The 13,380-nt window shown below is 59.9% G+C and carries 14 protein-coding genes, 1 tRNA gene and 1 pseudogene; 4 read left to right on the forward strand and 12 right to left on the reverse strand.

Annotation, left to right across the window (positions count from 1 at the left end; genetic code table 11):
- The first annotated feature begins 14 nt into the window (after positions 1-14).
- From BBOU_RS08275 to BBOU_RS08945, 3 genes are all read left to right on the forward strand, one after another.
- Positions 15-722, forward strand: a complete 708-nt coding sequence (locus BBOU_RS08275; RefSeq protein ID WP_026503229.1) for a hypothetical protein — start codon at positions 15-17, stop codon at positions 720-722.
- A gap of 5 nt (positions 723-727) precedes the next feature.
- A complete protein-coding gene (locus tag BBOU_RS08280; RefSeq protein WP_026503230.1) occupies positions 728-1,042 on the forward strand; it encodes a hypothetical protein in 315 nt (104 codons plus the stop codon).
- Between the two features lie 78 nt (positions 1,043-1,120).
- Positions 1,121-2,056, forward strand: a complete 936-nt coding sequence (locus BBOU_RS08945; RefSeq protein WP_051616845.1) for a hypothetical protein — start codon at positions 1,121-1,123, stop codon at positions 2,054-2,056.
- Between the two features lie 1,047 nt (positions 2,057-3,103).
- Here BBOU_RS08945 and BBOU_RS08290 read toward each other — a convergent pair.
- Genes BBOU_RS08290 through BBOU_RS08305 form a run of 4 tightly spaced genes read right to left on the reverse strand, consistent with a single transcriptional unit; the run spans position 3,104 to position 5,429 of the window.
- Positions 3,104-3,673 carry a WhiB family transcriptional regulator gene (locus BBOU_RS08290; protein ID WP_051616846.1) on the reverse strand — a complete coding sequence of 190 codons (570 nt, stop codon included), beginning with the start codon at positions 3,671-3,673 and terminating at the stop codon, positions 3,104-3,106.
- Entirely contained in the window at positions 3,673-4,908 is a 1,236-nt protein-coding gene (locus BBOU_RS08295) for a helix-turn-helix domain-containing protein (protein ID WP_152595642.1), read from the reverse strand. The genes BBOU_RS08290 and BBOU_RS08295 overlap by 1 nt, the downstream gene beginning before the upstream one ends.
- A 57-nt stretch (positions 4,909-4,965) precedes the next feature.
- Entirely contained in the window at positions 4,966-5,178 is a 213-nt protein-coding gene (locus BBOU_RS08300; protein ID WP_026503232.1) for a hypothetical protein, read from the reverse strand.
- Positions 5,175-5,429: a helix-turn-helix domain-containing protein gene (locus tag BBOU_RS08305; RefSeq protein ID WP_238552183.1), complete on the reverse strand. Its 255-nt coding sequence runs from the start codon at positions 5,427-5,429 to the stop codon at positions 5,175-5,177. The genes BBOU_RS08300 and BBOU_RS08305 overlap by 4 nt, the downstream gene beginning before the upstream one ends.
- Positions 5,430-5,653: 224 nt before the next feature.
- Between BBOU_RS08305 and BBOU_RS09645 the strand changes: the two are divergent.
- A pseudogene (locus BBOU_RS09645) lies at positions 5,654-5,809 on the forward strand (helix-turn-helix domain-containing protein); the annotation flags it as partial.
- Positions 5,810-5,894: 85 nt separating this feature from the next.
- Here the strand turns inward: BBOU_RS09645 and BBOU_RS08310 are convergent.
- From BBOU_RS08310 to BBOU_RS08345, 8 genes are all read right to left on the reverse strand, one after another.
- Positions 5,895-5,967 (reverse strand) — tRNA-Asn (locus BBOU_RS08310).
- A gap of 587 nt (positions 5,968-6,554) precedes the next feature.
- Positions 6,555-7,598, reverse strand: a complete 1,044-nt coding sequence (tsaD, locus tag BBOU_RS08315) for a tRNA (adenosine(37)-N6)-threonylcarbamoyltransferase complex transferase subunit TsaD (RefSeq protein ID WP_026503233.1) — start codon at positions 7,596-7,598, stop codon at positions 6,555-6,557.
- A complete protein-coding gene (rimI, locus tag BBOU_RS08320) occupies positions 7,595-8,191 on the reverse strand; it encodes a ribosomal protein S18-alanine N-acetyltransferase (RefSeq protein WP_051616847.1) in 597 nt (198 codons plus the stop codon). The genes tsaD and rimI overlap by 4 nt, the downstream gene beginning before the upstream one ends.
- Before the next feature lie 31 nt (positions 8,192-8,222).
- Positions 8,223-9,101, reverse strand: coding sequence for a tRNA (adenosine(37)-N6)-threonylcarbamoyltransferase complex dimerization subunit type 1 TsaB (gene tsaB / locus BBOU_RS08325; RefSeq protein WP_026503234.1), 879 nt, complete (start codon positions 9,099-9,101; stop codon positions 8,223-8,225).
- A 35-nt stretch (positions 9,102-9,136) separates the two neighbouring features.
- The gene (gene tsaE, locus BBOU_RS08330; RefSeq protein ID WP_033490498.1) at positions 9,137-9,745 is read right to left on the reverse strand and encodes a tRNA (adenosine(37)-N6)-threonylcarbamoyltransferase complex ATPase subunit type 1 TsaE; all 609 of its coding nucleotides are present in this window, start codon (positions 9,743-9,745) and stop codon (positions 9,137-9,139) included.
- A gap of 41 nt (positions 9,746-9,786) precedes the next feature.
- Positions 9,787-10,770 (reverse strand): DNA polymerase III subunit delta, encoded by a 984-nt coding sequence (gene holA, locus BBOU_RS08335; RefSeq protein ID WP_026503236.1) that lies wholly within the window; start codon positions 10,768-10,770, stop codon positions 9,787-9,789.
- A 31-nt stretch (positions 10,771-10,801) separates the two neighbouring features.
- The gene (locus BBOU_RS08340) at positions 10,802-12,538 is read right to left on the reverse strand and encodes a ComEC/Rec2 family competence protein (RefSeq protein ID WP_051616848.1); all 1,737 of its coding nucleotides are present in this window, start codon (positions 12,536-12,538) and stop codon (positions 10,802-10,804) included.
- Positions 12,535-13,290 (reverse strand): ComEA family DNA-binding protein, encoded by a 756-nt coding sequence (locus BBOU_RS08345; RefSeq protein WP_051616849.1) that lies wholly within the window; start codon positions 13,288-13,290, stop codon positions 12,535-12,537. Before BBOU_RS08345 ends, BBOU_RS08340 begins: the two co-directional genes overlap by 4 nt.
- Between the last annotated feature and the right edge of the window lie 90 nt (positions 13,291-13,380).

Here is a 13,380-nt window from a genome sequence, read left to right on the forward strand (position 1 = left end):
AAAGGACAATATCCATGGCAGAGATGATCACGCAGCGCCAATTAGACAGCGCGACGAACGAATATCAACGCATGGTGGAAGAGGAAGAAGAGAGACGGGGGCGGACGGATATGTTTCTGCATCCGCGCAACGTCGCCGCCGCGCGTCTTGGCATGGCGTCGCTGCAAGCGTTTCGTCAGGTGATATCCACACCTGAACAGATTGACCTGAGCCCCGCCCACCGGGCACGACTGGCGGTAACCATGCGCGAAAGCAAGGGGTTCCGGGATGCCCTGCTCACTGACGCGATCACGCCTGGTGGCTTCGATGACGACACCCTGTTCGCGGCAATCGTCGACCCTCATGAGCCACATGCCGCGCAGGCCGTCGAACAAGCGGTGCAGCACGGCATCGAAGATCCGAACTTTCAACCTGACTTGCAGCGTATCAATCACGCCGCCGACATGCTCACAGACATCGCCGAGCACATGCGCCCGGGATACCGTTCCGATTTACATGCCACCGCGGCATACATCATGATCGTCGGCAACAGGCGCGAAGAAGCCTCCCAACAAATCGAAAAAGCGTTCATCGACAATCCGTCCAATGATCTCGCAGGCTTGGAACAGCAAATGCTTGATTTCGATGTCACGGCCGCATGGGCTAAATCAGACAGTTTGGCAGACAGACCCGGTCAAGCTCCGACAATCAATGACGACGACCAACATGCTCGAGGAAGGTGAACACGATGGATCAGCTATTGGATGACGACAGATTCAATGAACCGGCGTGCACATTGACGATTACACGCGGCATGATCAGTGCTTGGATCTTGTCGCACAATCTGCCCGGCAGCGACGCGAATATTGAGAAGGCTGTGGAGATGATAGACAGAAGTGCGGGATTCCAAGAATACGCTTTCGAAGGCATCCGTGCAGCGTTCGACAGCTGGGTCAGCTTCCGTGAACTCGAACATTTCGAGACTGCTACTGCCGAAGATACATACACAGATCCTTCTACCGACTTCATCACCGAGGATTACGGGCGGAGCTCGGGGCGGTGACCACAATCACGACGAGCTGAGAAGAACGTCAGCTCCGGAAAGCGGCCAATGATGATGAATAGGCACAGCTGGGTAAACATGACAGTCCCCAACTCGTGGGCGCATCCTTTCGTGTTCCAAGCGCGTGACGGACGTTCATGGGAGAAGATGCTCATCGGTCTGCCTGACGGCGTGAGCTTGGATGGTCGCGATATGGGCGGCTGGGCGTTCAGCGTGTTCAGCACCCGCCTATCCAAACAGGACAAGCTCGACGGGGAACCGGTCCGCATCGGTTTGCCTGCGGACCGGCCTGTCACCCTGTTCCGCGGACGCGGAGCCGAACGAGAGCAATACCGTGTCAAAAATCCACGGCTTCTTGCGGAGGCGATCGGCAACCGGACAACAACGAACCATGAGCCCCACGTTGCGGAACCGGTGGCAACAGACACCCCGGCATGTGCCCTACCCCAGATTGTTCGCGGAGAAATCGCCGACGCGGCACCACCGGCATCAGAAGCCGCCAGCGCGAAAGCCGTCCACCTGATGGGGCGACTTGCCTTGGATGACGGATTCACATCCCTGATGGATGAGCTTGTCCATCAAGCAGCCGAAGCGTTCGCCCGCGACGATTATGATCCACATGCCGTGTTGCAGACGGTCGCCGATTGGACCGGGAAACTCGCTGATGCGTGTACGGAAGCATACGGGGAGACATACACGCATGCCGACATTCTCCAGGCAGCAGGAATGGCGCTGAGCGCCATCACCGAAACCATCAACGAGCAGATCGGCAAACTTACTGAGGCCGGGCTCGCACTCCCCCACATCGCTGAAGCGAACAGGCGACAACGCCGCGAACGAATCGACACCTACTTCGAAGAACGGGCGATGCTCGATCCGGACACTCTCCTGCGCACAACCTATTCACTCAACGCCCCACGACGGCGGAAGCGCTCTGGGCCATGGGCCGCGTCTACGGAAGCCAGCCGCGTACACAGCTCATCGATGGTGATGTCAAGACCCAGAATGAAGTAGAATCCACCGTGCCCATGACAACCACGGATTCACATTCACTGGATATTACGGGCATCGCAGGGACTCTATACATCTCCGGCATAGAATCCGCCAATGACAGCTTCGGTGCACGACGATAGCTAGAGATGATACTTCGGCTCAAGATTGCCTAAAAATCCTTATCTGTGTAATGACAAAGTGCTGTCTGCTCTAGATACAGGAATACATATTTATGTACTGCATGCGTTTTCCTATACATATTCATGTACATCTGTATTCAAATATCTCCATATCTCAGTAACCCCGTACTTCCGTATTTCAATAATTGATTATTGGATTCGCCCACTTCCGATACAGGAATACTTATATCTTTATCCCACCCGTTTAAATAATATGTATCTCCATATCTCTGTATTTCCGTTTTCCGGTATTGCTGTATTTCCTCATTCCCGTATTTCATGATTGTTGTATTTCCATATCATTGAGCAAACCATGACACAGATGACATAATTAGCTACGAACAATTCGGCACAGCCCTACGTACGGGAGTCGTCTCAGCACAGCCAATACGAAAAGTGGGTATGCAGCTTATGCCTGTCTGGCCTTGTTTGCATTGCCATGGCCAGGGAAGGGATGAGGATCATAAGCAGCATACCCAGAAAAAATTCTACTCGTTACAGGTTACTGCCATCTCCATTCCAACGTGCAACCACCACCTCATAGGCATCGTCTGAAGGGCGGCAGCGGGGACATTGGGACGTCGGCCTTTTGCGACGATCTGCGTGAAGAAACAACGGAACACATCATGGAGAAAAAATATCAACACCAAGCCAACCATTGTTGCCGATGTCTTGGTCACGGGCGACGTGGTGTGACATCGCCATCGGACAAACGTCCGGACGGTTGAACAGTTGCGTCGGCGATGATCTTGTGCTCGCTGTCGCCGAAGGATGTGAAGTATGCGCGCGAGGTGTGAACGACACTTTTGGACGGGGACGCTGCCGCCACTGCCATGCTCATACCACTGTCCTGCACCGGTGGCCCGGATACCGGTGCAGTCCATATAGTTCATGATTCACCGTCTTCAGCGAACAGTGTCGGCTGAAAATCCCCATCTTTTCGCTTTATCCGGGACGTGTGAGTTCCAGGCCTACGATGGTCTGACGGACGTTTTGGCGGTTCTTCCGGCTTTTTCTTCGTTGTGTTGTCGGCTTTGACAGCCCGTGGATGAGTCGCACGCCATGCCGCCTGAGATTCGTTGCGCTCGTCCCGTTTGCGCCTCAAATTCGACACGATGCGCGCCGCCTTGATGTGTTCGGGGTGCATACGGATCCATCGAATCAATGCCTCACGCGGTGCCGTATCCCGTGGCGTACAGGGGCATCCATCTTCAATCGCCATGCGCGCCAGAAGTCTGCGGCCTTTCAATCCCAGTCCCCCAATGACACCCCAAGGGTCGTGGCTCACAATGCCCGTCGCGATGCATTCAGCCTGCAACGGGCACTGGTCGCAGATCGCGATTGCGGTGCGGATCATCGCTCGCCGTGTGGCGACATCACCGGCAGAGTCGGTGCCCCACATCATGTCCTGGATTCGTGGCTCCAGACCGTGGCAGAATCCTCCCTCGATGCCCGACATCACGCACCGCCTTCCCACGTCGCATCGATTCCAGAGGCGACGGATTTACGTTTCCCGGTGCTCTCGTTCATGCGGACGGCGATTCGCCACGCCCGCTCCTGCAAGCGTTCATCGGTTTGGACTTGTTCTCTGGTACAGCCTAGTTCGGCGAGCACATGTGAGCACAGCCAGGTGTGCTGGTGCGGGCGACGTTCCGCCTGCGGCTTGTCGCGTTCGACTGTTTGGGCCTCGTATGCGCGTTGTTTGTCAATCAGGTCAACGGCGTAGTCGTTCACGATGTCCGGCCAGTTCGCGGCAAGCGCCCGGCCTGTCATCACACGACGAAGCCAGAACGTGTTCGACGGCATCCATGCAACCACGCGCAACATCTCGTCCTCGGCTAATGCCTGTCCCCCGCCCGTGTCGCGTTTGCGTATGCGTTCGAGCAGACTTCCGACAGCCCGTCGGTCCCGGCGTGTCGGCTCTGGGGTCTCCAGACCGAGCGCCGAGCGCATCCGGGCAAGAGCATCGAGCACATCGTTTGTCCCGTCCCCGCCGCCAACGTCATGCGCTGTGGGCTCGGGTACCGATTGCCGACGAATCAGCGGCGTCGCGCTTCGCTGCTTTCGGCCGCCGCTGTCTGTCGCCTCGTTTCGAATCGCGAGGGGATGCCCCGTAGGGGCAGGAGAAGATTGTTGGTTACTTGTAGGTAGGTGGACATTCTGACCGGTTCGCGGGGACACAATGTCCACCTTGTTTTCGCTGGATTTTCCAGACCGGACATTCTGACCGGTCTGAGAAAGCGTTGAAATCATTGGTATCTCGTCAGGGTGGACATTCTGACCGGTCTGCTGTGCATCATTTACGGGCTCTCCTGCGCGGTGACGCTCGGCATGTTCCTGGGCGCGCTCAGTGCGTCCTTCGTCCGCGAGGGTTTCGAAGTTCTCGATGAGCACGTCGTACACCTTGGACCGGTAGCCACGACGTACCCACTGGCCGGTCTCCGGGTTTCTCGCATTCCACGACTGGTCGGGATTCACCCGCATATACCCCAGCTCGCACAACCGCGTCAAAGCGCGACGCACGGTCTTCTCGTCGCAGAAGCACGCGGACGCCACCGTCGCCAGCGACGGCCACGCACACCTACCATCCATGTAGTACGCACGGTACGCATAATATGCGAGCACCGCTCCCGTAACCGGCGTCAATCTGCTATCCGACAACCGGTACACCTTCTCGACTGTTCCAGCGGTCACCACGCACCACCTCCAACATGCACGGCCGCGCGGCCGGCACTTGGGCCATAGGCGGATTCATGCCGCCTCGGCCACACGGGATCCGAGTTCGTCATCATCCACGACTCCTTCCATCACAAGGTCACAGACAGGCTCCAGCGCCTGCCGCGACAACCACAGCCGTTCAGCGCGCTCGTCAGCGAGTTTCGCCGCACGGCACAGCGAGAGCACAGCTACTACAGCGAGCAGCCATATCAGAAACGCCACCACCACGACAACGAACACGCTCATGATGTTCCCCCACCGGTATCGAGGGAACGGAACGCGCTTCCCGCCGGGTGCATGGCTCGTGTTTCCATGAGCGAGGAAATCCCCAGCACGAAATCCGATGACAGACCGAACAGGGCATAGAGCTTCAGCAGGTCATCTGCCTGCCAGTCCACGTGGCCATTGACCTTGAGACAGATACTTGAGCCCGATTGGCCAAGCATCACAGCCAGACGCCGGTACGAGATACCTTGCTCCCGCAGCCAGGTCTTCATAGGAGAAGAGACACCATGTTGTAATATTTGTTTATGCATGAGCAACACTCTAATGGTTAGTTTGCATAAACGCAAGTGACGTGTTATGCTAAATGGTATCAGGACTACGAAAAAGTAAGGAAGTTGTTATGTCTGTCTCAGATCCAAGGAAATCACATTTCCGTGTCCAAGCCGATCCGGACACGAAGCATATCGAGGACACCATCTCGTTCAACGTGAAAGTGATGCTTGCCTTCAACAAAATGAACCAGACCGATCTGGCCAATGCCCTGGGAATGAAACGCTCGACAATCTCCGTCAAGCTCAACGGGAGAATCGGCTGGTCCGCGGCAGATCTGGTCAAGACCGCCAATATACTGCACACCACGCCCCAAGCCTTGCTGGACGACACATTGATGGAGCAGTCACGGAAGGTGCATGAGGGTGATACGGAAACAGCCCCCGGTGACCCGGGGGCTGATGGAGCTCCTGCGGCTGGGCTTGAACCAGCGACCGTCCGATTAACAGTCGGATGCTCTGCCAACTGAGCTACGCAGGAATATCTGCTTTCGCTTTGTCCGTGGGATTAACTCCCGCGCACAATTGATATATATTACACACACCGAGCGGATATGCAAATCGGAAACGTTATCGGCGTGTCGCCTATTATTCCAATGGGGAATCCAAGATGACACGCTGATTTCGGTGATACTTCATCACGAATCCGCGACGTGTATTTGCGGGAATCCGCTCACACGGCAGACGGTTCAATCGGCGAAACCGGACGATTGGTCAGGACTGACGCCTGTTTTGTGAGGATTCGCTCACAAAACGAGCCGCGGAACAGCCACAACCCGGCGCCCGGACTCCATGAGGGGTGGTTGTGTGAGGGTTCACTCACACAACCACCACCACGACGCCCCGAATCCCCCGACCGCATTCCCGAGACGGCCGGAATGTGAGGTTTTTCCTCACACAACGATCATCGTGACGAGCAACGCGCCTCCCGCGACGCCCGTCAGTGTGCACTGCCTTCCACACACAGCACATCACCCCGCAGCACCCAAGCGACGACCATGCAACACCTGTACACTCCCACGGAGCACCACCGCAACACCCCAGCGCTCCCACCGTACCTGCCCTCGCTCACACACTGATGGTCGTCAGCGGCATGGCTGAGTCAATCGGGAAATCAGGATCAGACGGTTTGACTCCGGCCTCGACCAGATTCACGCCGAGCATCGCGACCATCGCACCGTTGTCCGTGCATAGCTTGATCTGCGGGATGCGTACCTGTACCCCGCAACGCTCCCCTTCTTCGAGCAGCTTGGCTCTCAGCTGCGAGTTCGCGGAGAATCCGCCGCCGACAATCAGTGTCTTTGACCCGTACTGTTCGCATCCGTGCATCGCCTTGCGCGCCAAGACGCTCGCCACCGAGTCCGCCAGCGAGGCGCACACATCATCAACGGGAATAGCCGTGCCCTCGGCCTGCTGTTCCTCAATCCATCGCGCCACCGCGGTCTTGACACCTGAAAAGCTGAAATCATACGGGTGCTCGCGACCGGCTTTACCCTGGGTCAGACCTTGAGGTACGCGGATGGCGTGAGGATCCCCCTGCTGCGCGTGACGGTCGATATGTGGGCCGCCTGGATATGGGAACCCGAGCAGACGCGCGACTTTGTCGAAGCACTCCCCTGCCGCGTCGTCAAGTGTCGTGCCGACCACATCAATATGCCGTGCGACATCTTCGACATGCAACAGCGACGTGTGGCCGCCGGAAACAATCAATGCGAGCGTATCCGGCGGGAATGCACCGAATTGCAGCTGCGTGACCGCGATATGTCCGATGACGTGATTGATGCCGTATATCGGCTTGTGCGCCGCCCATGCGAGCGCTTTGGCCCCTGAAACCCCGACGGCGAGGCATCCCGCGAGCCCAGGACCCGCTGAGACCGCGATTGCGTCGACATCGGAAAGTTCAAGCCCGGCATCGGCGAGCGCCTGCCGGACGCATGGGACGAAAGCTTCGGCGTGGGCGCGCGAGGCGATTTCGGGGATGACACCGCCGTAGCGGGCGTGTTCGTTCATGGATGAGGCGACGACGTTGGACAGGAGGGTGCGGCCTTGGACGATGGCGGCTGCGGTTTCGTCGCAGGTGGATTCGATGCCGAGGACGATTGGCTGGTTCATGCTTGGTTCCTTTGGGTGTGTGTGGTGGATTCAGCGGGTGCCGCGGTGGTTGTGGTTCCGGGCGTGCCGGATGTATCAGGCGTGCCGGACGTGTCGGGCAGGGTGAAGCCGGCGATGTGGGGTTTGAGGTCGAGCGCCATGGTGTAGGCGTCGACATTGTCCGGCTGGTAGTAGTGTTTGCGCCGTCCGAGTGTTGTGAAGCCGTAACGCTGGTAGAGTGCGAGCGCCGGGGTGTTGTCGACGCGCACTTCGAGGAGGATGCGGCGTGCGCCTTGTGCGCGTGCCCGGTCGGTGAGCGCGGTGAGCAGTTGGGTGGCGATGCCATGGTGTTGGTGTGGTCGGGCGACGCCGATGGTCATGAGTTCGGCGTCGTCGCCGTCGTACCAGTAGCCGGCGTATCCGCGGACTGGTAGGGTGCCGGGTTGTGCGGGCTGGCTGGTGTCGATGTCGATGAGGTAGGTGCGTGCGGGGGCGTTGAGTTCTTGATGGATCATGGTTTGTGTCCATGCCCCGCGGCCGAACAGGTCGTGTTCGAGGCTGGTGAGGGTGGTGACGAGCGGTTCGCGTTCGAGTGTGGTGTAGTCGACGATCATGGGTGTGTTGTGCCGGTTGGGTTGTGGGCTGTCAGTGGGTGTCCGCTGCGGTGGCGGCACCGTGGTTGAGTACGTGTTTGAGTGGGTTGGGGACGGATACGTCCGGTCGTCTCAGGTAGAGTGGTTCGGCGGGCGCGGGGGTTGCGCCGCCGTTGAGTTGGGTGATGGCGAGTTCGGCGAAGGCTTGTAGCCCTTCCTTGCCTTGTTCGGGTAGCGATGCGTCGAGTATGGTGTATGCCTGTTCGAGTTGGTTCCACGCGTCGCTGTAGCGTTGGGCGCCATGGCCGATGATGTCGATGCGGTAGTCTCCGGCAACGGTGTGGAGTTGCTTGGCGGCTTGGTTGACGCGTTGCACGATGCTGTCCGGATAGTCGATGTCCATGCGGATGAGTGTGGCGAGTTGTCTGCGCTGTTCGGCGGGTTGCGAAGTCTGCAGCGCGCTGCGGTAGGCTTGGGCGTCGATGAGTTCGAAGTACAGTTGGCGGCGTCGTGCGTCGTTGACGGCGAGGATGAGTCGACGCTCAGTGGTTTCGGCTTTGTCAGCGCCATCGTCCGAGGTCTGCGCTTGGTGTTGGGCGATGGGTGTGAGACTGCCGTCATTGTTGCGTATGATACCGAGGAGGGCTTGCGCGTCGAGGATGTTCTGTCCAATCAGTTGGGCTCCGGTCGCGAAGGCGAGCGCTTTGGCGGTGACGATGCCGGCTCGCAGCCCGGTGAATGGTCCGGGCCCGGTGCCCACGATGATGCGGGTTAGGTCGCTTGGCTGGATGCCGGCTTGTTCGCAGGCTTTCGCGATGTTGACTTGGAGGCGTTCGACGTGGGTTCGCGAGTCGGTTTCGATGATGGGCCGGTGGCCGACAAGCCCGACTGTTGAACCGTATGATGTGTCGATGACTAGGGTGTGCGTCATGGTGCCTCCCGTAATGTTGCGAATCCTTGGCTACTTTACTCTTCGCTGCTGTCCGGGCGGGTCAACTGGTTGATACGTTGCCGCCAGGAGTCGCCGACGGGGATGAGGCTGACGGTTCTGGTGCCGTCGCTGGTCAGTTCGCCGGTGGTGTCATGTCGGTTGGGTGTGCTGATTGGCCGGTCGATGTGGATGTCGAGACGCTGGTCGGCGAGCGCGGCGGCCATTTGTTCGCCCCATTCCATGAGGATGATGGTGTTGTCGCCGGGGTTTTCAAGTTCTTCGTCCAAGCCGATGGATTCGAGTTCGTCAAGAAGCCGGTCGACGCTGTCTTCTCCGGGGGCGTACGCGTTGCCGCCGAGCCGGTAGGCGTCGACGTGGATGAGGGTTGCCGGGGTGCCGTCGGAGAATTGTCCGTGCAGCTCGCGGGCGATGGTGAAGGTGGGTGAGACGACGGGTTCGTTCACGTTGAGCCCTGTTCCGATGCCTTGGGCGAGAGTGGTTTTGCCGGCTCCGAGCGGCCCGGACAGGAGGATGACGTCGCCGCCGTGGGCTTGTGCGGCGATACGGATGCCGAGCTGATGCATGGCTGCCGCGGTCGGGGCTTCGATGGTGATGGGTGTGGTGGGTGTGGTCGGTTGGGGCATGATTGTGCTTTCTTTGGGTTGTGGCGCGTTCCGTGTTGGGATTATGCGGCGGGTTTGCCTTTGCGGGCGATCAGTTGGATGGCTTGTTCGAGGGCGTACACGGGGTCGCCGCCGTTGGTTTTGCTTTGCTCGTCGGCCCAGGCGAGCTGTGTGATGCATGCTGCGAGCCCGGCTGAGGTCCATCCGGGCAGTTGGCGCATGGTGTTGCGCATGACCCACGGGTTGACTTTCGCTTCGGCTTGGCTGATGGTGCCGGCGCGTACGGCGGCGGCTTTGGCGATGGTGCGGAGTTTCATGGCGAGCGCGCCGATGAGAGCGATCGGATCGGTGCCTTGTTCGACGGCTGATCGCATGGCGATGATCGCTCCGGTGGTGTTGCCGGCCATGGCGGTGTCGGCGACGGTGAAGCCGGTGACTTGCGGGTTGGCGGTCAAGTATTGGTTGACTCGATTCAGGCTCATGGGGTTGTCGTCGAAGTCGAAGCATAATTGTTCGCACATGGCGGCGAGTTCGCCGGTATGTTCACCCAGGACGGCGACGAGCTGCTGGCATGCTGCGGGTTCGATACGCCGGTTTCGTTGTTCGAATTGTCCGGTGACGAATTGGAGTTTCGCGTCGGTGCGTTTCAGGTCGGCGGGCTTGTTGATGTAGGCGCCGGTGCGCGTGAGCTGGTCGAGGAGCCGTTTGCCTTTGGGACCGCCTTCATGCTGGGCGATGACGATGCTGGCGTGCTTCGGGTCAGCGAGCGCTTGCTTGCTGTAGGAGACCATGGTGTCGCCGAGCGGCTCGTCGGCGTTCTGCAGGTTGCGTACGATGACGATGGAAACCGGGGACAGCAGGGACGGGCTGACGGCTTCGTCGAATGCGTACCGGTCGGCGATTGTGGCGTCAAGTTCGATGAGTTCGGCATCCGGTCGGGCGTGTTGCGCTTGCTGTCGCAGGTCGCGGACCGCTTGATCGTTGAGATAGGGGTCACCGCCGGTGACGACGCAGAACGGTGCGTGGGATAGTGTCGTGGATGCCATGGTTCCAATCTCGCGGTATCGGTGGACATCGTCATGCCGGAGGCTGACTTGTCGGAGGGCTGGTGTCGGTGCGGGGCGTGGACTGCCAGGAGTCATCAAGCATGGCGCGTGTTTCGGCCAGCCATGTGGTGATGCGTTCCCCCGCGGGACGACGATACCGTGTGCCGGTGCCGTTGCCGCGAAGCCTGCATGCCGCTGCGATGATACTCATCATCATGATTGCCGCGGCGAGCGCGAGGAGACTGCCGCGGATGCCGGATGGCCATGCCAGGCTCGCCCATGCAGGCGATCCGCACGCGTGTGCGATCCATGCCATGACTGCGGTGCCGCAACTGGACAGCCATGCGGCGGCGAACGCGATGGGAGGGGCGAACGGGGCAAGTATCAGGGCGATGAGCCCGGTGATGGTGGACCAGCTGACGAATGGGGCGACCAGCAGGTTCGCGAGAGTGGACAAGAGCGGGATGCTGGGCTCCATGAGAATCTGGATTGGCAAGGTCAGGGCTTGTGCGGCGATGGTGATGCTGACAGCTTGTGCGAGTGTGCGGGGCAGATGGCGGGCGAGCAACCGTTCAATAGGCTCGTTGAGCAGCGTGATACCAAGCACTGCGGCCGCGGACAAGGCAAACCCGTAGCTTGTGGCTTTGCTTGGGTCGATGACAAGGATGAGTATCACGCTCCAAGATAAGGCGCTGACGGCTTGGTGACGCCGTCCGGCGAGCATGGCGAGACTGCTGAACCAGCCCATGGCTAGGGCTCGCAGCACGGAATGCGAGGGGTAGACGAGCCCGGCGAGCCCATGGTAGGCGATGAGAACGGCGAGTGCAGCCGCCCATCGCGGCATGCGGCATGCGGCGCACGCCCACAGGACCAGTTGGGCGATGAGGATGAAATGGCCGCCGGAAACAGCCATGAGATGCATGATGCCGGCGTCGCGGAATTCCTGTTCTACCTGGTTCGCGTACGTGGTGTCGATCTCGCCGGTGTCAGCCGGCCCGGCGTACGACTGGCCGAGCATGCCGCAGGTGACGCCGGGCACGAGGATTCTGCCTTGGTCGGATAATCGCGCGGTGGTCGCGGCGAACCGGTGACGCATCCGATTGGCGAGCGCACGCGGGGCGTTCGGCTGGCTGATGATGGTGAGCGCTGTCATATCAGTGGCCCAGACGGGTCGGCTCCCGTACCGGGCGGGACTGAGGCTGGCTTGGAATCGGACGTGCATCCCGTGGTCGAGGCTGGCGCATTGCTGTCCGACGGCGAACACTCGTGCCGGTGCGTGTGAGCGGCCGGCGTTGAACCGGGTGATGATGATGTCGGCCTGGCAGTCGTACCCGCGCACGCTGGACGCGGTCAGCGGCGTGTTGACGCTTGCTTCCATGCTGACGAGTGTCGCCGTGTCGGACTGGGAGTATCGGATCGCTGGATCATGCGCCTGTGATTGACGGTGGGCGTGTACGGTGAGCACACCGACCAGCAAGCCGGCGACGGTGAGCAGCATCACCATGCCGGCGTATGACGGACAGCTCACGTTGGAAACCGGACCGGGGCGACGCGCGTATCGGTAACGGTATGCCACTGCGGCGCCGATACCGCCGAAGAGCATGATGAAACCTGCGGCCGCACACCAGAATGTCACCCGTGTGACGGTTGCGGAACCTTCCAGCATGTCAACGAGCCTGTTGCCTGCAAGCTGTCCTGTCCACACGGCGAGCGCGACAGGTAAAGCTCTCAGGTCGCGCCGGCCGTCCACGCGTACTTGCCGGATCATCGGGCGACCGCCTGAGAGCGTATTTTTTCGAGGGTTTTCGCACCGATCCCTTTGACGTTGAGCAGGTCGTCAACACTGGTATACGGACCGTGTTCGGCACGATAGTCGATGATGCGCTGCGCGGTGACCGGGCCGACACCGTTCATGCGTTGCAGTTGCGCGGCATCAGCGGTGTTGATGTTGATCCGCCCGTCATCCTGCTGTCCGGGCGGTGTGGCGCTTGCTGTAATGTCAGGCTCACCTCCCTCCTGCGCTGCGGGTGGTGATGCTTCACCATGCTGCACGTCCGGGCTTGTTGGGCTTGCTAAGGGTGCTGTGCCGGAAGTTGGTGACGATGACGATGGCAGTGCAGCTGTGCTGGAAGATACTGTCGCCTCTTCAATCCGGGTGAGGTTCACGGATTGGCGGATCAGCAGCGTCAAACTCGTGCACAATGCCGCGACAAGCATCAGGATGATTGTCGCGGCTTGCCGGGGAGTGCAGGCGATCCGTGGGCGGGATTGTACAACCGGCGATGATGCCGCGCGCTCGCTCGTATCGCAGGCGCGCACCCCGCCGAGCTTCATCAACATGCCGTTGTCGGCATGATCGGCGTGCGTGTGAGCGTCGTCATGAGTCTCAGTGCGAGTCTCCCCAGGAGCTTCGGAGCGCAACGTGCGTTGGCGTGCGGACGGCGGCGGGGGCGGCGGGTTCAACGTCCGCTCCCCCGCTCGGGCCGTATCGTAATCGTGTGCATAATGAAAACCACCCATGACTCCAGCATGCCGGGGTCATGGGTGGTATGCACGCCAGTCGGAGCAATGTGGACAGAGGATGTCCGCCAAGCCGGCAGACGTTCCGCG

Source organism: Bifidobacterium boum, from assembly GCF_000741535.1.
Classification (GTDB): Bacteria; Actinomycetota; Actinomycetes; order Actinomycetales; family Bifidobacteriaceae; genus Bifidobacterium; species Bifidobacterium boum.